General features: G+C 61.9%; 17 protein-coding genes and 1 pseudogene. 7 read left to right on the top strand and 11 right to left on the bottom strand.

The features are described from left to right. Positions 1-142: 142 nt before the first annotated feature. The 4 genes from NKH83_RS18455 to NKH83_RS18440 form a co-directional block, all read right to left on the bottom strand. Complete coding sequence (locus tag NKH83_RS18455) at positions 143-1,069, bottom strand: ArsR/SmtB family transcription factor (RefSeq protein ID WP_352806398.1); 927 nt, start codon at positions 1,067-1,069, stop codon at positions 143-145. A gap of 392 nt (positions 1,070-1,461) precedes the next feature. Next, entirely contained in the window at positions 1,462-2,334 is an 873-nt protein-coding gene (locus NKH83_RS18450; protein WP_352806395.1) for a carbohydrate ABC transporter permease, read from the bottom strand. Beyond that, entirely contained in the window at positions 2,331-3,221 is an 891-nt protein-coding gene (locus tag NKH83_RS18445) for a carbohydrate ABC transporter permease (RefSeq protein WP_352806392.1), read from the bottom strand. The genes NKH83_RS18450 and NKH83_RS18445 overlap by 4 nt, the downstream gene beginning before the upstream one ends. Before the next feature lie 43 nt (positions 3,222-3,264). Beyond that, the gene (locus NKH83_RS18440) at positions 3,265-4,557 is read right to left on the bottom strand and encodes an ABC transporter substrate-binding protein (protein ID WP_352806390.1); all 1,293 of its coding nucleotides are present in this window, start codon (positions 4,555-4,557) and stop codon (positions 3,265-3,267) included. A 327-nt stretch (positions 4,558-4,884) separates the two neighbouring features. Between NKH83_RS18440 and NKH83_RS18435 the strand changes: the two genes are divergently transcribed. Genes NKH83_RS18435 through NKH83_RS18405 form a run of 7 tightly spaced genes read left to right on the top strand, consistent with a single transcriptional unit; the run spans position 4,885 to position 11,150 of the window. Beyond that, positions 4,885-6,150, top strand: coding sequence for an extracellular solute-binding protein (locus NKH83_RS18435; protein ID WP_352806388.1), 1,266 nt, complete (start codon positions 4,885-4,887; stop codon positions 6,148-6,150). A 27-nt stretch (positions 6,151-6,177) separates the two neighbouring features. Then, complete coding sequence (locus NKH83_RS18430) at positions 6,178-7,110, top strand: carbohydrate ABC transporter permease (protein ID WP_352806385.1); 933 nt, start codon at positions 6,178-6,180, stop codon at positions 7,108-7,110. Further along, on the top strand, positions 7,107-7,946 hold the full coding sequence (locus NKH83_RS18425; RefSeq protein ID WP_352480121.1) for a carbohydrate ABC transporter permease: 840 nt from the start codon (positions 7,107-7,109) through the stop codon (positions 7,944-7,946). Before NKH83_RS18430 ends, NKH83_RS18425 begins: the two co-directional genes overlap by 4 nt. Next, on the top strand, positions 7,943-8,683 hold the full coding sequence (locus NKH83_RS18420) for a PIG-L deacetylase family protein (protein ID WP_352806381.1): 741 nt from the start codon (positions 7,943-7,945) through the stop codon (positions 8,681-8,683). The genes NKH83_RS18425 and NKH83_RS18420 overlap by 4 nt, the downstream gene beginning before the upstream one ends. Beyond that, on the top strand, positions 8,680-9,555 hold the full coding sequence (locus NKH83_RS18415; protein ID WP_352806378.1) for an ROK family protein: 876 nt from the start codon (positions 8,680-8,682) through the stop codon (positions 9,553-9,555). Before NKH83_RS18420 ends, NKH83_RS18415 begins: the two co-directional genes overlap by 4 nt. Continuing rightward, on the top strand, positions 9,552-10,322 hold the full coding sequence (locus NKH83_RS18410) for a GntR family transcriptional regulator (RefSeq protein WP_352806375.1): 771 nt from the start codon (positions 9,552-9,554) through the stop codon (positions 10,320-10,322). The genes NKH83_RS18415 and NKH83_RS18410 overlap by 4 nt, the downstream gene beginning before the upstream one ends. 36 nt (positions 10,323-10,358) lie before the next feature. Continuing rightward, entirely contained in the window at positions 10,359-11,150 is a 792-nt protein-coding gene (locus tag NKH83_RS18405; protein WP_352806372.1) for a sugar isomerase domain-containing protein, read from the top strand. A 24-nt stretch (positions 11,151-11,174) separates the two neighbouring features. Here the strand turns inward: NKH83_RS18405 and NKH83_RS18400 are convergent. The 7 genes and pseudogenes from NKH83_RS18400 to NKH83_RS18370 all read right to left on the bottom strand — a co-directional run. Beyond that, positions 11,175-11,492: pseudogene (locus NKH83_RS18400) on the bottom strand (transposase); the annotation flags it as partial. Between the two features lie 8 nt (positions 11,493-11,500). Then, positions 11,501-11,929, bottom strand: a complete 429-nt coding sequence (locus NKH83_RS18395; protein WP_352689880.1) for a type II toxin-antitoxin system VapC family toxin — start codon at positions 11,927-11,929, stop codon at positions 11,501-11,503. Continuing rightward, positions 11,929-12,174 carry a type II toxin-antitoxin system VapB family antitoxin gene (locus tag NKH83_RS18390; RefSeq protein WP_023678723.1) on the bottom strand — a complete coding sequence of 82 codons (246 nt, stop codon included), beginning with the start codon at positions 12,172-12,174 and terminating at the stop codon, positions 11,929-11,931. Before NKH83_RS18390 ends, NKH83_RS18395 begins: the two co-directional genes overlap by 1 nt. A gap of 747 nt (positions 12,175-12,921) precedes the next feature. Beyond that, complete coding sequence (locus NKH83_RS18385; RefSeq protein ID WP_352806367.1) at positions 12,922-14,967, bottom strand: CHASE2 domain-containing protein; 2,046 nt, start codon at positions 14,965-14,967, stop codon at positions 12,922-12,924. 15 nt (positions 14,968-14,982) lie between these two features. Next, the gene (locus tag NKH83_RS18380) at positions 14,983-15,807 is read right to left on the bottom strand and encodes a FecR family protein (protein WP_352806364.1); all 825 of its coding nucleotides are present in this window, start codon (positions 15,805-15,807) and stop codon (positions 14,983-14,985) included. After that, positions 15,804-17,078, bottom strand: a complete 1,275-nt coding sequence (locus NKH83_RS18375) for a tetratricopeptide repeat protein (protein ID WP_352806361.1) — start codon at positions 17,076-17,078, stop codon at positions 15,804-15,806. The genes NKH83_RS18380 and NKH83_RS18375 overlap by 4 nt, the downstream gene beginning before the upstream one ends. 312 nt (positions 17,079-17,390) lie before the next feature. Continuing rightward, the gene (locus tag NKH83_RS18370; protein ID WP_352806358.1) at positions 17,391-19,544 is read right to left on the bottom strand and encodes a SulP family inorganic anion transporter; all 2,154 of its coding nucleotides are present in this window, start codon (positions 19,542-19,544) and stop codon (positions 17,391-17,393) included. Positions 19,545-19,612: the final 68 nt, after the last annotated feature.

Genomic DNA, 19,612 nt, shown 5'->3' with positions numbered 1-19,612 from the left:
CCTCGGTGAGACCAGTCGTGCCAATCGGTTTCTGAGCGCCAGTGACAAGATAGCCGCAAGTCTAACAATTGGATGCCGAGTTGGCTAAATAAAAGGAAGCAGCTGAAATTGGTTCATATTTTTCAAACCGGGGTTGATGGTATCAGCCGGTTTTGATCCTGAGCAGGATGTCCTGATCGTAGTTTCCAAAGCCCTTGCCAAAAATGTTGATCCCGCCGGGGCGCTCGGCGTCGTCCTTGACGCCGATACGGATGCGGATTGAATGATGGCTCTTCAGATCGAGTGCGGCGAGGCCGGTTTCGGAAATCCTGACCCCGTCGACATAGGTGCCGTCATTGGCAATTCGCCAGTTCTTCAGCTTGCCGTATTGCGAGCCCTTGAGCTTCCACCAGGAGGGCGTGAAGACGCCGCGCTTGTCGCCAAAGTCGCCCGGCGACGTCCAGGTGCCGACATCGACGCCATTGATCGTCAGCGTGATGTCCGAGGGCCAATCGGCGCTGGTGCCCGGCACTTCCGAGGACAGCTCTATCGCCACTTCGAGTCCGGTGATCTCGGCATTGGCAAGCTTGGCATTGTTGGGGAACTGGTATTCGACATAACCGCGCGTGAACCACAGCAGCCCGGCTTTCATGCGGTCCGGATCGAGGAAAGTGTTCGGCACATCGAGCAGGCCGATGATGCCGTCCGGCGAACAAAGGCCGCAGGGCGCGGTAACCTCGAAGCCGGTGTAAAGCCCGATCGGCATCGACACTTCGATCGCGTCGGTCTTGACCGCACGATATTCGCCCTTGAACACGACGAGCATTTCTTCGGCGGTCGGAAAACAGATTTTCTGACTGCCTTTCTTCGCCTTCCGGTTCTCGGTGCGGATCAGGCCCGCATCCTCCAGCACCTGGATGTTTGTCGAGACCGTCGATTGCGGCAGCGACAGCATGGCGGCGATTTCGTTGACATTCATCGGCCCCTTTTCATGCAGCAGTTTCAGCATCGAGATCCGCGCCGAGGAGGCAAGCCCCTTGAGCACGGCAATGCCTTCCTCAGGTTCGATCACCAGAAAATTGCGACTCATGAAATTGCCAGTCTATACTCGTGGAAGAAGCTATCGCCTCGCTAATTCGTGTTCTGTAACCTTGCGTTGGTGGCGGGACCGTTGCCACGGCGTTGAAGGAAACGCCGAGCCGGCAATTTGGTTACATGCAAGCGGCTACACGTTCGGCACGCATTTGAAGCCACACCGCAACAAGGATGTTTGGCTCAGGTCTAAGATTGTTCGCCGCGCAATATGTTGGCGTGCGGGATGGACGCCCTACGCGCGAGGCTCTGGCTGCAGCTGAGGCGGTGGGAGTATTCGCGTCCAGGTTCGCTGATGAACTGACAGCTTTCAGGACGCGGCTATCTGCCTAGCTCCGTTCTGCGCCCCAGCGCGTCCCAGCCAGGCGAATGCCGGCCGTGCCGCCGACGCTACCCCTTGACCGCTGAGCCGACGATCGAATCCACGAAGAAGCGCTGCAGGAAGACGAAGAGCACCAATGGCGGCAGCACAGCAAGTGTGGCGCCAGCCATGACCAGTCCGGTGTTGAGGGCACCTCGGTTGTAGCTGAGCAGGCGGCTCAGGCTGATTACGATCGGATAGTCCTCTGCATTGCCCTGCAGCACGGTGAGCGGCCACAGATAGCTGTTCCAGTGGTAGACGAACGCAAACAGCGCCAGTGCCGCGATTGCGGGTGCCACGCTCGGCGCGACGATCTTGAACAGGATCAGGAGTTCCGACGCTCCGTCCATCCGCGCCGCGTCGATCAAATCATCCGGCACGCCGGCAATGAACTGGCGCATCAGAAAAATGCCGAAAGCGTTGGCGAGGTTGGGCACGATGATGCCGGCAAGGCTGGCATTCAGGCCGATCGATCCGACGAGACGATAAAGCGGGATCAACGTAACGATCGGCGGCAGGAACATGGTGGCGATCAGCAGCGAAAACAGCAGCGAGCGACCGGGAAAGTGGTGCTTGGCGAAGGCGTAGCCAGCCATCATGCTGGTCACCAGAATGCCTGCGGTGGTGATCGAGGCGATCACCAGCGAATTCCACATCGAGCGGCCGACATTGATGACGCCGGAGACTTTCTCATAGGCTTCCAGGCTCGGCGTGCGCGGTATCCACACCGGCGGCACCTGCATGGTTTCGGCCGGCGTCTTCAGGCTGGAGAGTACCATCCACAAGAGCGGGAAGGCAGAGGCCACGGCAACCAGCAGCATCAGCGTAGCGAGCAGCGCTCTGCGGCCGGCTAGGCGTTTGCGCGCCAACCGGCTCGATCCTGAGCGGCCCCGCGGGCTCATTCGACGTCCTTCCGGTTGGCAAATGCAAACAGCGCGCACACAACGACGATCAGCGCCAACATCAGCATCACCGCCATGGCCGAGCCCAATCCGCCTTGCGCGCGCTCGATGCCGACACGGCGGATGTGATAGGTCAGCACGTTGGTCGAGCCGACCGGCCCGCCTTGGGTGATCAGCGCGACCGGCTCGAATACCTGCACGGCGTTGATGATGGCGATGACGGCGCTGAACAGGAGCGTGCGGCGTAGCAGCGGCAAGGTGATGAAGCGGAACTGTTCGCGTCGGTTGGCGCCGTCCAGAGTCGCCGCCTCGTAAAGACTGCCCGGGATCTGGGTCAGCCCGGCAACGGCCAGCACCGTAAAATAGCCGATCTGCTGCCAGACATTGAGCACGACGATCGAGATCAACGCCGATCTTGGCGAGGACAGCCAGGGTTGCGGGCCGATGCCGGCGAGGCCGAGCATCTGGTTGAGCGGCCCTTCGCTCGGCGAATAGAGCTTCGACCAGACCAGCGTCACGGCGATCATCGGCACCATGTAGGTGGAAAACAACACGGTCCGCAGCGCCGTGCCCCCTGCGACATCGCGCTGGTGGACCATCAGCCCGAACGCTACCGAAAGGGGCAGGATGAGCAACACTGATAATGCCGTGTAGATCGCGGTGTTGAGCAGTGCTCGCTTGAAATCCCGTCCGACCGAGGTCGGTCCGAATATTTCGCGAAAATTGTCGAAGCCGATGAAGCTCGCACTAGAAAAAGATGTTTGCGTCGACCAGTCCTGGAATGACAGCCAGATGGTGAGCAGCATCGGCAGCAGGATGAAAACGCCGATCAATGTCACGGCGGGCGCCAGCATGATGCCCGCCGAGGCACGATAGGTCTTGATCATCGCTCTGCTTCCAAAGCGTCGGGCTCACGAAACAGCGCCTTCGCTATTTGGCGGCACGCTCCAGGATCGAGACGGCATCGGCCTGCGCGTTCGCCTGCGCATCCTTGGCCGAGAGCTGCCCATACTGCAACGCCTCGAGCGTCTGCTGGAGCGATTCGCTGAACTCCTGCCCTCCCGGGACGACAGGGAAGGGCTTGGCGTCGGCAAGCACGCTGACATAGCCGGACAGGAACTCGGAACCGAGCTTGTCCTTATGGGCTTCGATGTCGGAGGTCCGCGTCGGCAGGATGCCCATCGACATCAGAATATCCGACATTGCCGAGGCGCCGTTCTTGCCGGACTTCGGACTGTTCAGCCATGCCAGGAAATCCCATGCCGCTTTTTGTTCGGCCTGACCGGCATTGGCGTTGACGACGGTCATCCACGAATAAGAGATCGAGTGCGGCTTGTCGCCGCTCGGACCGACCGGGATGGGTGCGGTGGCGATATTGGAGAACTTGTCACCCATGCCGCTCTTCAATGCGCTTTCCCACCAGTTGGCCATGATGATCATGCCGGTCTTGCCGGAGACGAAATTGTCTAGGAAGGGGCCGGTGGTGTTGGCGTCGGCGGTGGCCATCGCCGGATCGCTGGCGCCCGACTTGATCAGATCCTCGTAGAGCTGGAAAGTCTCGCCGGCTTGAGGACTGTCGAGCATCGGTTTGCCGTCCTTGACCAGCTCGCCGCCATTGGAGACCAGCAGCGAGGCGAACGGGTGGACGACGCCAGCCGCCCAGGAGTTGATCATGCCGAAACCTTGCTGGCCGGCGTCTTTCCGGGTCAGCTTCTGGGCGGCATCCTTCAATTCGGACCAGGTCTTCGGTGCGGCCGTAATGCCGGCCTGCTTAAACAGCTCCTTGTTGTAGTTCAACGCATAGACGTCGATCTCGTTTGGAATGCCGTAGAGCGTGCCGCCGACAGAGGCCGCACTGACGACACCGGCCGGCCACGCACTCTTGACCTCGCCGGCAACCGTATCGGGGGCCGGCGCGACCAGCTTGTCTCGCGCCAGTTCGGGCAGCCACAAATCGTAGATGCCGCCGATCGTCGGCCCATCGGAACTGCCGCCCTGGGAACGCAGTGTCGTCAGGAGGTCGCCGAAGGGGACGGCGCGGATGGTGACGGTCACATCCGGATTGCTCTTGGCGTAGTCCTTGGCCGCCGTGTCCAGCAAAGCGACCGTTTCGGGCGACCAGTGGGTCAGATAGGAGATGTTGACCGATTGGGCCCAACCAAGGGCGGGCGAGGCCAACAACCCTGCAGCCAGCGCCAGTTTCGAAATCCAAGCCAAAGACATCCGACCCTCCGCATAGCCACACAGCTATGTCCATGACGTTATGACAACATGAAGCAACGATGCAAGCGCTATCTTCGTGATGAGCTCCTGCCGGTGTTACGGCGTTTTCTTACTGCGGTCCACAAACCGTGCTATATTATATTGTGAAAGCAAAGAATTAGGTGACACGGTTCGAGATGATTCTCCGCTGCCGACCATGCCCGAACACACTGTAAGGCACTTGCGGTTCAAGTCATGTCGTTATAATGAGAAGAGAAAAGCTTATGACCGCCTCTCGGCTTTTGAACCGCTGTGGGAACGACAATCGACAAGAATGGGAGACTGAGTATGTTTTCAATTCATCGACGCGCCGCACTCGGCCTGATCGGCGGCTTTGCCGCAGTCTGCACCGGGGTCCTCACCGCACTGCCGGCAAAGGCTGAGGACACCATGACCCTGTGGAGTTGGCGCACCGAGGACCAGGCTGCGATGCGCCGCATCTTCGATGCCTTCGAGGCCAAGACCCCAGGCATCAAGGTCAACGTCCAGTTCACCCCCGACGCCGACTACCAGAACCGGCTGAGCACGGCGCTGCGAGGCGGCCGGGGGCCTGATATCGCCCAGCTCAAGGCATACGGGGAACTGCAACCTTTCATCGAGGGTGGTTATCTCGATGCGCTCGACGACAGCGTGCCGGAGCTGAAGAACATCGCTGATGCCGCCCTCGGCGGCGCTCGTGGCCGCGCCGACGGCAAGATCTACGGCGTGCCCTATTCGGTGCCGATGATGGGCGTCTTCTATAATCAAGACATCTTCGCCGCCCAGGGCATCGAGATCCCCAAGACCTACAAGGATTTCGTCGCCGCCTGCGAGAAGCTGAAAGGGGCGGGGATAACGCCAATAGCCGCCGGCGGCGCCAACGGCTCCGCCTGGGCGCTGGAGATCGGCGTTGGTGTCGTCGGCCCGACCATCTATGGCCCGGGCTTCTACGACGAAATGATGAGCGGCAAGGCGACCTTCGAGGATCCGCGCTACGTGGCTGCCCTGAAACGCTATGCCGAGTTGAAGCCGTATTTCTCCGACGGCTTTGCCGGCGTCGATTACACCACATCGACACAGCAATTCATCGGCGGCAAGGCGGCCATGTTCTTCGGCGGCTCGTTCGAGAACGGCAGCTTCAAGGCGCAGAACCCGAAGCTGAAATTCTCGATCTTCCCGTTCCCCGCCGATGACCCGGCAACCAAGCTCTACACCTCGGCCTTTTCAGACGGCTCCTATGGCCTGGTCTCTGAAAGCGCCAACAAGGAGGCAGCGATCAAGGTGCTCAACTTCATGGCCTCGGCCGAGTTCGCGCAGCTCTTCGCCGACGAGTTGGGCTGGCCGCCGGCCCGCACCGACGTCACCGTCAAAGACCCGGTGCTCGCCAAGATGATGGAAATGTCGAAGAATTCTACACCCTATCTGACGCTTGTCGGCTTCCGCTGGCAGACGCCGACGGCCTCCTCGATCCTGCAGTCCGAGATCATCGACATGGTCGAAGGCAACATCACGCCGCAGAAGCTGGCGGCCGACATGCAGGCAGCCGTCAGCAGCTGGTTCAAGCCGAAGCAGTAGGCCGTCACACCCTGCGCGAAACAGCACATGATCGCCCGTCGCCGCAAAAGCAGCCTTCAGCGCACCCAGCAGCGCATGGCCCTGCTTTTCATCCTGCCGGCATTGGCCGTCTATTCGCTGTTTGTCCTTTATCCGCTGCTGATGTCACTGTGGGGCAGCTTCTTCGTCTGGAGGGGCCTGCGCATGCTGGAGTACGCCGGCATGTCGAATTTTACCCGCCTGTTCGTTTTCCCGAGCGGCGGACGGCTCTACGGAGCGCTCTGGCACAACGTCGCCTGGTTCTTCGGCATCATGCTGTTTCAGAACGGCCTTGGCCTGCTGTTCGCCTGGCTGCTGTTCCTGCGCGACAAGGGTGCGGCCTTCTTCCAGTCGGTCTTCTTTTTCCCGGCGGTACTGAGCCCGGTTATCGTTGGCGCCCTGTGGCGCCTGCTGCTGGCGCCCGGCGGTGCCATCGAATGGATGCTCAACGGCCTTGGCCTGCATCAAGGCAGCCTGACCGTGCTCGGCAACAGCCACACCGCATTGGCGATGCTAATCGCCGTCGACGCCTGGAACTGGATGGGCCTGCCGGTGCTGATCTACACGGCCGGCCTCAGGCAGATTTCCGGCCAGATATTCGAGGCTGCCAGGCTGGACGGCGCCGGCAGCGGCCGCATGCTGGTCTCGGTTGCCGTGCCTTTGCTGATGCCGGCCATCGGCACGCTGACGACGCTGTCGTTCATCAACACCTTCAACCAGTTCGACATCGTCTATGTCATGCAAGGCGTGCAGGGCAATCCAAGCTATTCGACCGACACGCTGGTAACCTATTTCTACCGGCTCGCCTTCGGCGCCGAAGGCGCGGTCGGCATCACGGATATAGGCCTGGCGCTTGCGCTGGGAACGCTGCTGTTTCTCATCCTCAGCATCGGCACGCTTCTGATGCTACCCTTCTTCGACCGTCGCACGGTGCAATTGTGAACGCCCTCGTCATCCCTCAACAGCTCGCACGGCTGCCGGGCTGGACGGCGCTGGTCCTGTGGACCGCAGCGGTGCTGTTGCCGCTCTATATTCTCGTCGTCTCCTGTTTCAAGACCACGGCGGAGATCTACGACAACAGGCTCGGCCTGCCGCAAAGCTTTGCCTTCGACAATTTCGTTGCGGCCTGGACGCGCGCCGATCTCGGCCAGAATTTCATCAACAGCCTGATCGTCACCGGCGGTGCGGTGATCCTGACCATCTTCGTGTCGGCAATGGCCGCCTTTCCGCTGAGCCGCTATCGGCTGGGCTGGAACGGCATCATGCTCGGCCTGTTCCTGTCCGGCATCATGCTGCCGATCCGGCTTGCCTCGGTGGAGCTGTTCACGCTGATGCGCAACCTTGGCCTGCTCGATTCGCTGACCGGCCTGATCCTCGTCTATTCCGCTATCCGCATTCCCTTCGCCGTCTTCATCTTCGCAAATTTCATGCGAGTGCTGCCGTCCGAACTCGACGAGGCGGCGCGCATGGACGGGGCCGGCGAGGCGCGCATCCTGTTCCAGATCGTGCTGCCGATGGTGAAGCCCGCAATATCGATCGTCGCCATCTTCACAGCTATCGCCGTCTGGAACGACTTCTTCTTCCCACTGATCTTCATCTTCGATGACCGCTACAAGACCGTGCCGCTGGCCATCAGCGTCTTTGTCGGCCAGTTCCGCACGGATTGGGGCCTGGTGTTCGCCTCGCTTGCGATCTCCATGGCGCCCATCCTGATCATGTACTGTCTGCTCGCCCGCCAGATTCGCGAAGGCGTCGGCACCGGGGGAGGCGTGAAATGATCGAGGACAAGGTCTATGCCGCACGCTCGATCCTGGTCGTCGGAGCGCACGCGTTCGATGCCGAGGTGATTGCCGGTCCGCTGGCGGCGGCGGCAGTGCAAGGTGGCGCCGAAGTCACCTTCCTGCATCTCACCATGGGCGAACAGGGCCATCCAAGCCTCATCCCCGAGCACTATTGCGTCCAGAAGCAGGAGGAGGCCGCAAAGGCCGCAGCCAGGCTCGGCGTTGCCATGCGCAGTCTCGGGCTGCACGACGCCTTCTTGCCTTGCGACGACGAGACGGCGCTCAAGGTGTGCGACGTTGTGCGCGAGTTGAAGCCCGAAATCGTTATCACCCACTGGCATGGCAGCTGGCACAAGGACCATCGCGCCGCGGCCCGGCTGACGCAGACCGGCATCTTCTTTGCGGCATTGCCGATCCTGAAACGCGACCATGCCGCGCACACACCGCAACTGCTGCTGTTCGGCGAGAACTGGGAGGACGACGAGGGCTTTCGTGCCGAGCATCTCGTCGATGTCAGTGACGGCTTCGACGCCTGGAGCGAGGCGGTGCAGGAATACGAACTTGCACGTGGCCTGAGCAGTTTCCCGTATGTCGATTATTACAGCGCACTTTATCGGCTGCGCGGCTGTCTGCGCGGCACGCGCTACGCGCAGGGTTTTGTGGCAGCGTCGCAATCCTGGCATGCCGGCAGCGGGCTGTTCGCGCCGGCTGCCAGTCGGAGCCGCTCTCGATGACACGCGTTCTCGCCATCGATCTTGGCGGCACCAACTTGCGCGCCGCTATCCATTCCGGGGATGTTCGCTGGCTGGAGATGCTCAGCCGCGAGCCCGCACCAGCAAGTCTTGATGCCTTCGTCGCCCGCGTCGGTGCGTTGCGCGCCGAGGCCGGTCCGGTCGACGCCCTTGGCCTGGCGGTGCCGGGGCTTGTCGAAGGCTCGGTCTGCCACTGGGTTCCGAACCTGCCCTATCTCGACGGTATTGATGTCGCGACCTTGTTTCCTCGTCTGCCTGTTGCCATTGGCAATGACGCGCAGATCGCCATGCTTGCCGAGGCGGTCGAAGGTGCAGCAAAAGGCTTGTCCGATGCCATCCTGCTGGCGATCGGCACCGGCATCGGCTCCGCCGTTCTGGCCAATAATCGCATCGTCGCCGGCGCACGTGGCGGCGCCTGCTCATTCGGCTGGGCCTGCGCCGAGATCGAGGATGAAGGCGAGGACCGCAGTGGCTGGCTGGAGCGCTTCGCTTCCGGTCGGGCATTCGATGCCGCGGCGCGCCAGATCGGGCTGGCCAATGGCGGCAGGCTGGTCGAGGCCGCCCGGGCCGGCAAGACGGCCGCATTTGATGCTTTGGAGCTGCCGGCGCGCCGGCTGGGCACTGCCTTGGCGGGTGCGGTCGCGCTGCTCGATCCCCAGGCAGTCCTGATTTCCGGCGGCCTTGCCGATGCGCTGGACGTGGTAGGGCCGCCGCTGCTTGCGGCATTGCGGCGTCAGCTGCCGCCGCATCTGCGCGGCGTCGTTCTGCGGTCCGGCGAATTCGGTTCCCGCGCCGGTCTCGTCGGCGCCTCGCTGGCCGGTCTCGCCGGAGCACAGTGGAGGCAGATAAGATGAGCGAGCTGAGCTTTCAGCAACCGGACCGCAAAAGGCCCGAGCCGCTCTGGTATCAGGTGGAAGAGGCCATCCGCGCCATCGTCAAGAGTGGCGAGTGGGCGACTGGCGACCAGATTCCGGCCGAAGACAGACTGTGCGCCCTGTTCGGGGTGAGCCGCATCACGCTGCGCCACGCGCTGCGCAATCTGGAGGAGCACGGGCTGCTCAGGCGCGAACATGGCCGTGGCACCTTCGTGCGCTCCACCACGCTGGTCGCTGGCACCCGCGAACTCACCAGCTTCACCCAGGAAATGGGCAATATGGGCGTGGTGGCCGGATCCCGCTTGCTCGACTGCAGCCTGACCACCGCCAATGCCGCGGCGGCTGGAGCGTTGGAGATCGAGGAGGGTGATCCGGTGGTGCGCATCCGGCGGCTCAGGCTCGGCAACAACGAGCCGATCGGCATCCAGACGGCGCAGCTCTCGGCCGCGCGCGTGCCCGGCTTTCTCGATGCCGGCCTGCTGCAGGGCTCGCTCTACGAAGCGCTGGAGCGCCATTACGGCATCGTGCCGGTCGCGGCTCGCGAAAACTACCGTGTTGGCGCTGTCGGGGCGGCGGATGCCGAGTTGCTCGATCTGGCTGCGGGGAGTCCCGCTTTCGTGGTCGAGCGCATCACCACCGACGAGCGTGGCCCATTCGAATTCACCGTCTCCGTGATGCGGGGCGACCGCTACGAAATCCGCTCGACGCTGCGTGCCGGTCGCGCCGCGCCAACCGCAAGAAGCTGAGCCATACTCAAGCCGACCCATAACAGGAGTACTGACGTGTCCGATCTTTACATACCTCGTCTTGCCGCCCTCATCCAACAGGCCTCGAAAGCCAATGCCGAAGCCTTTGGCGAGGCGGCCAGCCGCTTTGCCGACACGCTCGAGAGCGGCGGGTTGGTTCATCTTTACGGCTCGGGCCACTCGGTGTTGCCGGTCCAGGAAGTGTTTCCGCGCTACGGCAGCTATGTCGGCTTCAATCCGCTCACCGACCCGCGTGTCATGTGGCATAACGTGCTCGGCGCCGGCGGCGTGCGCGAACTTCTGTGGCTGGAGCGGACCGAGAAATACGCCGAGAAATTCCTCGACCACCAGCCGCTGAACAAAGGCGATTCGATCATCATCTTTGGCCACAGCGGCCGCAATTCGTCCGGCATCGACACCGCGCTTTATGCGAAAAAACGCGGCATCTTCGTCGTTGCGATAACTAGCAAGAACAATCTCGACAAGCCGGCGACGCACTCTTCCGGCAAACGGCTTGCCGATGCCGCCGACCTTGTCATCGACACCTGCTCGCCGATCGAGGATGCCATCGTGCCGGTCGAGGGCTGGAGCCGGCCGGTCTCCGGTTCGTCGACCGTGCTTGCCATGATCCTGGCGCATGAGCTGATCGCCCGCACCGCCGAGGCGCTTTCGAAACGCGGCATCGAACTGCCGGTTTTTGCCTCGCCGACAATTGCCGGCGTCACACTGCACGACACCGACGTCATCTATGGCGTCTATCGCGAGAGAATGCTCGAGGCGCAGAAGAAGCACCTGCCGACGTTCCAGGCGACCATGCGCGGCGAATGACAACCGGGCAGGGCACGCAAGACGCTAGGACGTAGACTCATCACCGTGTAGCCAGATGCGAGTTGACACGAGTTTCAGGGCGGCAAGATAGTTCTCAGACAGCTTGTCGTATCGGGTTGCGATGCGACGGAACTGCTTGGCCTTGTTGAAGAAGCGTTCGAGGAGGTTGCGGGCCCTGTAGAGGAGGGGGCTGAAGCACATCGGGTCCTTGCGGTTGGCCTTGGGCGGGATGTTGGCCCATGCCTTTTGCTCGGTGACGGCATTGCGCAAAGCCTTGGCATCATAGCCGTTGTCGGCGAGCAGCATGTCACCCTCGGGCAAATCCTTGATCAAGTCCGCTGCGTAGGCCCTTACGCCAGATCAGTTTGTGAAAAGTCATTGCCCTTGTAAAGCAGGGCAAGCCGGTGAGCCTTCGCGCAAGCGTAGGCAAAACAATCGCCGAAATTGAGATCGGCTTTGTGCCCGACTGCTTTGCCGTATTTCATGCTGGCTTCGATCGCCCGGTCGCCGATGTCGCCGGATATCATGATTTCCTTGCCGGCGATCTCGATCAAAAAGGCGTCGACGGTATCACGGGCTTGCGCCAGCATGTTGGCCGTGGGCTTGGCGTTCTTTTTGATGGCTTCGGCCGACGCTCGCGCGAGACCCTGGACTGCCTCGAACCGGACGAGCGGGGAGACATACAGCGGCTTGGTCGCGGCCGCGAGCCGCTTTTCCAGTTCTTCCGCGCCACGTTCCTCATTCAGGATGGCAACGATCACCGAGGCATCGACGAACATCAGTCGTCGCTCCACATTTGGTCGGTGAATTTCTTCATATCGAAATCAGGGTTGGCCGGCCCGATCCGCCGCGCCATTTCCTTGACTTTGGCAAGTCTCTCGCGCAGCGGGACGCTGCCGCGGTTGCGCTCGATCTCGTGGCGCAAGGCGGTTCTGACGGCCTCGGTCTTGCTGCGCGCGTTGGTAATGTGCTGCAGCTCGACGGCCATGGCGTCGACGTCGGGATCGCGAATGAAGAGCGGCATTTTGTATATCCTCATGAGTGATATATGTATATCATACCGGAGATATACTCGCCAGCGAATTCGCGAGCGGCGGTTTTGATAAGGATGGGAGGGAGGAATGCAGCTCGCGAAAATCCGTCGGGAGGTTCGGTTCTGGTGCTCAGTCCTTGGAATCGCTCGGCGTCTGAAACACGTCGCTCCGGCCATGTCACTGTCAACGCCCGCATGCCCAAGGCGTATCGACGCTACGTGCGCCGACGCATGCGCATCCCAACATCCGCGGACCGATTGATGTCGATAGACCGCCCACGCGCCCAACGAGGCCAGCGCCAGCTGCATCGATTGCGTCAGGTTCATAACGGCCATAATCCCGGCCCAGCGAACTCTCTCGTTAGGGCAGCTCGGGGTGCTACGGCTGGATGTTCTTGGGAACATCCCGAGCGCATGATCCGGCGGCGAGGATAAACAATCTGAACCACGCGCTGCCTCCACATGATGGCGCCGGCGAACTCAACGAAGCCGTGCTGTTATTCGTGGTGAACTGGATAACGCGGCCTATCTTCTCGCTCGAAAATTCGGCGGCCTCGACAATCATTGCCGGGGTTACCTCGACGGATCCCTTCGCCGTCTATACGCGTCTCATCGGCTGTCGCGCTGATCCGAATTGACAGCCACCCGCAATTAAAGGGCCGTTTGATGACACCTAGGCCTCCCCAGCAGTATTAGTTCACAAAGCAGGTCGGCACCCCTGCGATCCGCTGGATCCGGTCAGCGTGTGCTTCGGGTTCGGGGTGCAAGATCAGGCGGTGCCATTTGCACGGATGGCGGCGAACCAACCACCACGGCAGGGGCGCCAGATTGCTCACCACGTTGGCTCTCTACTTCGCGGCTCATACTTTGGTGAGCAGCCTGCATCTCCGGAACGGTGAAAACCGGCACCTCGCCCTTGAAACCCTGGAGCTCAAAGGCGCCCGCCTGAACGACTGGCATCGATGCTCCCTTCGCAAAGCCGGGACCAAGCACCAGGGGGATGCCCAGCTTCTTGGTCGTCGACTCGAGCCGTGCCGTGCGGTTCACCGGCGAGCCGATCGCGGTGTAATCGAAGCGCCGTTCGGAGCCGAAATTGCCTACCGAGCAAATGCCGGTCTCGATGGCGACGCCGATTGCGATGGAGGGGTGGCCATCCGCGGTGAAGGCGGCGTCTTCACGCTTTACCCGTTCTATCAGGGCTAGCCCCGCTGCGAGCGCGCGCTCGCGATGGTCCGGCTGATCAAGCGGCGCGTTCCAGAAGGCGAGCACCGCGTCGCCCATGAATTTGTCGATGGTGCCGTCGCGCTTAAGGATCTCATCGGTCGCAATGCCGAGGAAGTGGTTGACCACCTTTGCGATTTCCTGGGTATCGAGTTGTTCGCTCATCGTCGTGAAGCCGCGTATGTCGCTCAGCAGGATTGTGATCTCGCGCTTCTCGCCGGACAGGATCGCTTCGGTATCCGAACTTGCGAGGCGCTGCACCACGGAAGGCGACAGATACTGGGAGAACTGCCGTGCCAGGGTGGACCGGCGCTGCTCGCTGCGCCTGTAGAGGACATAGCCTTCGAAGCCGGCTACCAGGATCGTCGCAAGCGCCGGCTGCAGGGGGTCATAGAGTGCACCCTGCATGTTGTATTCGAGAGCGCCGAACACGAAGGGCGTGACGGCCAGCAGCGCGAGAGCCAGGGCACCAAGCACGACACGCTCGGCGAGCACTCCGGAAAGCCCGATGAACATGAGGGCAGTGAGGACAAACCAGAGCCGCTCCACCGTGCGCGCGTGCGTTGGCTCTGCCAGGTAGCGCCCGGCAAGCAACTGGCCGATTGCATCGGCGTGGATGTCCGCGCCTGGTCGCGCTGGACGTGTCGGGGTGGGCAGGTACTGCGTCAGTCCCACGGCCGACAGATCGACAATGACAATGGCATCCCGCAGCCGCTGATCACTGTCGCCAGAAAGGATAGTGCTGGCAGATATGCGTGGCGTATCGGTGCTGGTTTCCCAGAGGCGGATGCTCCCCTCCGGGTCGAGCGGCACGATGGCGCCGGCCATCCTGAGTGCATCGAACCCGGCGGCATTCAGGCGGGCTATGTAGCCGTCCTGCCCGGCATAAAGGCGCAGGAGCTCGAGTGCGAAGGACGGCCACAGCTGCACGCCCTGAGCGGTATTGCGAAGCCACAGCAGCGGCACATGGCGCAGTACGCCGTCGGGATCGGGCAAGGTGCGAATGACGCCGAGGCCCGCGGCGGCGTTCGAGAATTCGGCAAGCGAGCCGGTCAGGCCGGTGAAGCCGGGAAGTGTGTCGGGTACTTGCCCGACGATCGACCAGCCGGCCTTGGGCTCTGCTTCTGAAACCGTCGCCTCATTGCCCAGGCTGACGGCAAGCGCCGTTCGATTTTTCGCCAGCGCCGCTGCCAGGCGCTTGTCTCCGGCGATGCCCTCAGGCGAGGTGTCGGCCTCGGGCAGTACCAGCGCAAGCCCGATGACCGCGGGGCCGGACTTGGTGATGCCATCGACCAGATCGGCCAAGAGGCCACGGTTCCAGGGCCATCGCCCATGTGCCTTGAGGCTGGCGTCGTCTATCGAGACGATCACGACAGGATTGCTCGTCGCCTGGCGCGGAGCGAGAAACTGGTAGAAGTCGTACGTGCGTTCGCGGAGGCGCGACAGCGGCCCGTCGAAAGCCAAATGGCAAGCGAGCAGCAAGAGCACGACCACAAGGCCGGATATTTTGCGCCTGGCAGCTTGCCGCCAATCAGCCCAGCGCCAACCGACCAAGGGGCTCATGTCGTGCGGCCAGGCCTATTCGCAGTAGTAGCAGCAACCCTCACCCTCACACTCGCCCTTATTCACGCCGCCGCCCACGGGTGGCGTTGGGGTGTCGGGGAACTCCATGACCACTCCTGGCAATGCGCCGTCGGTGGAGTCGCAGACTTTGAGCGAGCCGCCGAGTGCCGACGCACAAATCGCGCTTACATCCAGTCCAGGACCCGGTGCGCCTGGCAGGCCGGTGCCGGCTATCCGGTCGATGCTGTCCAATATCGGGAATGTGTCGATGCCGCCGTAGCCGGTCAGCAGCTTGCCATCGTCCGATGTGCAGGCGTAGCCCGGGTTTGTGATGACCAGCCGTTTGCCATTGATCGTGCAGGTCATGCGGCCGGCGCGCAGTATGCCGACGGTCTGGCCGGCTGCCACCAGCACTTCGATGATGCCGCCTCTGGCCCCGAGCACCATATGCGGCGTCGCAACCTGCATGACGCCGCCTTTCGAAACCTGGCCGCCATAAAAACGGGCCAGGCCGCTGTTCATCCCGATGTCGATTTTTCCAGATCCGGAGCCCGGATTGTAGACGAATTCATCGATCGTCAGGCTGGTGTTCGGACCAATCTTGGCGCTCGATTCGTCCCGGAACACCAGCATTCCAAGACCGGTGGGATCGCTGCGCAACTGATCGCCGAGTTCCACGCCGGCACCGACGTTCATTGTCCCGCCGTTGTTGCGGACGATGTTGGTCTGGTAGGCCGTCATCGACCCGATCGTTTCAGCGGCGGATGGTGCCGCGAAGGCAAGGCAGGCGACAAAAATGGCGATCTGACGGTACGGGGTCCTCATCGCGGCCTCTTTCACTTGAGCGTCAACGTGTAGCTCATGAGCATTTCGAACGATTTCCGGTCGCGGTTGGCGATGTCGAAGTTGGTTTCGCGATAGGCGAGATCGACGCTGATCTTCTGCGACTCCGTCAGCTGAAAATCGCTTTCCGAGGCAATGCGCCAGAAGTCGCTCTTGATATTTGTGCCGATGCCAACAGACAGATCGGGAGTGTTGCTGTGGCCGGCCGAGAACGCGACCTGGTGCGACCATGCGAAAAGATCCGGTACGGTCATCAATAGGCCGCCATAGCGGATCTCGCCCGTGTAGCTGTGGCCGATTTCGCCAGATCCGGAGGCGAAGTCATTCGAGCCGACAAAGCGCAGTCCGAGCGCCTGGCCATTGCGGAAGCGGTAGCTGCCGCCTGCCTCATAGAAAACCCTGCTATCGGCGAAAATGCCTTGCGAGGCGCTTAGATCGATGTAGCCGCCGCCTGCAAAAAGCGTCGTCTCGACGGTCGGGCGCACAAGAAAGCGACCACTGAGGCCGATGCCGGTTTCTTGGATGTCGCTGTCGAAACGATCTGTAACGGTAAACGCCGAAAGTAACAGGCGCAGCGAATCGATCCCACTATTGGGCAGCCCCTTGTCCCAGCTGATAGCGGCGTTGCCGTGGACGAAAGTCTCCTTGCTACCCGGAACCGACAACTCTTCCGTGAAAAAGCGCTGTGTCGCAGTCAACGACCCTGAAAGAACGAGAGCGTCGGCACTTGGCGTGCCGAGGTCCCATCGCACAAAACCTTCCGCCCGCCCATAGGGCGAGACGAAGCTGTCGTCGTCCTGCGCCCCACCGGGCTCAAAATCGGTGAATGCGCTGAACACGCCGCCGGTCAGGGCGAGTTCCCAGGTGACGCCACGCAACGCGCGCTCGATGCGGGCAAGCAGGCGAACAGCTTCCTGCTGCTCAGCCGCGGACAGGCCCCCGACCTCGATGCCGTACTGCACCTGCCGCCGGGCCAATTCGTAGGAGCCGACATGATAGTACAACCGGCTGGCCGCAAGCCGGGCGCGCGCATCGCGGGGATATTTGATCAGATACTGCTCGATCGAGGAGATCGCCTGATCGTATTGTCCCGCGTTGACGGCAACTGTGACGAACTGGGCGAGCGTTCCGTTGTCGGCCGGACTGGCGATGCGGGCTGAAAAAGCATCGTCATAGGCCGAAAAAAGACCCTGCGCGCCGGCCGGCAATGCGCCGCTACAAAGCAGCGCCGCGGCGCAGCCGACGATTGTTCGAAACGAAGATTGCATGCCGAGAACCACCCCAAACCCGACCAGTGCGAAGGACTTAGCACGACCACAAGAAAAAAGGCGACTGAACTTTGGCGAAATCGTCCGAGTTTTCAACAGCTGTTGCAGCCGCGCAACAAACCGTCGGAGTTATTCGTATTTCGGCTGCGCTGGTTGCAAAAACATCTTCTCGGCGTTGCTGTATTGGTCGAAATATTCGGTCGCGATAGAAACTAACAAAACTCATCGCACGATAGCGAATATAGCTTGCTCCAAGATCAATATAGTTCGCGTGATTCTGCACGTGTCTGGTCGCTGCCTGACCCATCGATGTCACATATGGTTCATCCGAAGGTCTTCCGTCGCATTGCGGAGGCGATCGGAGAGCTGGCGGGCAATGCTTCTCAACACGGCTTGCGCGATATGCGGCTTGGCCTTTGATATCTTGTTGGCGGCCGACGAGGTCAGCTCATAGGCAACAACGTCCTCGTCCGCCATCACGTCGGTCGAGCGCGGTCGCTCGGTCAGGAACCCCATTTCCCCTACTGTGCATCCAGCCCCGATGCTCGCCAGCCGGCGCCGTCCGCCAGGCGCATCCACCCAGACGCTGATACAGCCGCGCGTCAGCATCCACAGTCGGTCGGCCTGATCGCCAGCGCGGCACAGCACGGCGCCTCGGGGGAACTCGACATGGTCGAGATAACTCATCAGCACTTTCAGATCTTCCGGCGCCATGGTCATGCCGAAATCGGTGCACCCAAGCGGCACCTCTATCACCGAGCGGGCAGCACTGTCCGTGCGCTCGACGATTTCCTCTTCGAAGCGCTCCAGCGCCGCCTCGAGATCGGGGTAGATGTTGGGCTTATCGCTTTGTGACGTAAACTCCTCCAGGGCCTCGGCGTCCCTGAGATCACTGAAGAACAATCGCTGACCGCGCCGGGCACAGCGAGCGGAGATCTGCTGCAAGGTCAACGCGCCGGAGGCGTCGACGTCGCTGACGGCGCGGAAATCGAGAATGATCACCCGCACCACGCTGGGCAGCCGGTCAATTTCCTCCGCGAGCTCATCGGCATTGCCAAAAAACAGCACGCCCTGCAGCTCGAGGACTGCCAGCTCCCGCTCGTGAATCGCCAGCAATTCGGTCTGAGCAGTGGAGCGGATGCGCCTGGAGCGCGTCTTGCCGACGATCTCCTTGCGCCGCACCACAGGCCGGTTCATTTCGATCATGAAGACGATGCAGGCCAGCGCCACGCCGACCACGGCGCCGACAACGGGTTGGCCAAGGACCGTGGCGAGCGCCACAGCGGCGACCACGGCCATATTACGCCGTGCCTGGGTTCGGCCCGCCGCGCTGTTGCCGACAAGTGCTTGCCGCGCGGTCCGCAGCGCCCAACGGTCGATGGTATTGATGCCGACGAAGACCAGAATGGCGGACAGCACAACCAGCGGCATTGAGAAGATCAGATTCGGGAACGCAAGGATGGCAGCCAGCAGCACCGCCCGGCTCGCAAACGTCGACGTGCGCATGCGCCCGCCGGCACGGTAGTTGGCAACGGTCAGCGCGGCCGACGTGGATACGAACAGCCCGCCCATAAGGGGAGAGGCAAGATTGGCGATTCCCAGCCCGACGAGGGCGCGGTCCTGGCCGACCTGAACGTCGGCCAGATCGCGGGCAGTGCGCAGGGTAAAGACGGTGTCGAGCGTTCCCACGATCGCAAGGGTCAACGAGCCGGCAATCAGGGTCCACCAGATATGTTTCAGCCCCAGCCGGAGCGTTGAGGCAGCCTCGATCAGGCTTACCGGTGCCCAGCCCTCGATATCGATCGAGCCGATAACGGGGCCGAGCTCAATGTCGGGCGCCCACAGACGGGCAGCATGGTAGATCACATAGCCGATGATCAGGCCGGCAAGCAGCGCCGGAACTTTGGGCGCATGCCGGGTGATCATCGCCATGGCCGCGATCAGCGCAAGACCGAAGGGAAGCCTTGTGATCGTCGCCAGGCTGAAATCCGCCGCCACGATGCCGCTCCAGGAGGAGACCGCGAGAAGCATCGGCGTCTGGCTCTTGATGACCAGGATCCCGACGCCCGAGACGAACCCGGCGACAACCGGATGGGGGGCAAGCTTGACGATCCGGGCGAGACCGGTTGCGCCGATGAGGATCATCCACAGGCCGGTCAGCATCACGCAACCGACGAAGGCAAGCAGCGCTTGGGTCGTGTTGCCGTCGAGAGCGACGAGCAGGGAACCCAGCAGGCTGGCCTGGATCAGCGAGTTACTGGGCATGGTCGTCACGAAGAACGACCGTTGAAATGCGGACGCGACAACGCCGCCGACAATGGCAGCGATGACGCCGGCAAGCGCGCCTTCCGCCACCCGATCTGCGCCGAGCGGCGATAGCGCAAGGACGCCGGAGGAGACGCACATCGGCAGCGCTACGCCCGCGGTCGTCACACCCGCGGTGAGTTCCTGGGCCAGAAAGCCCATCCGTGCGCTTAAATTACGCGCAAAATCCGTCTGTATCGCAACCTGCTCAGTCACGGCGGTTCAAAGCC

Origin of the sequence: Mesorhizobium sp. M0909 (genome assembly GCF_040319515.1) — a bacterium.
GTDB lineage: Bacteria > Pseudomonadota > Alphaproteobacteria > Rhizobiales > Rhizobiaceae > Mesorhizobium.
The sequence above is the reverse complement of the archived record's forward strand: the minus strand, read 5'-3'. Positions and strand labels throughout refer to the sequence as shown.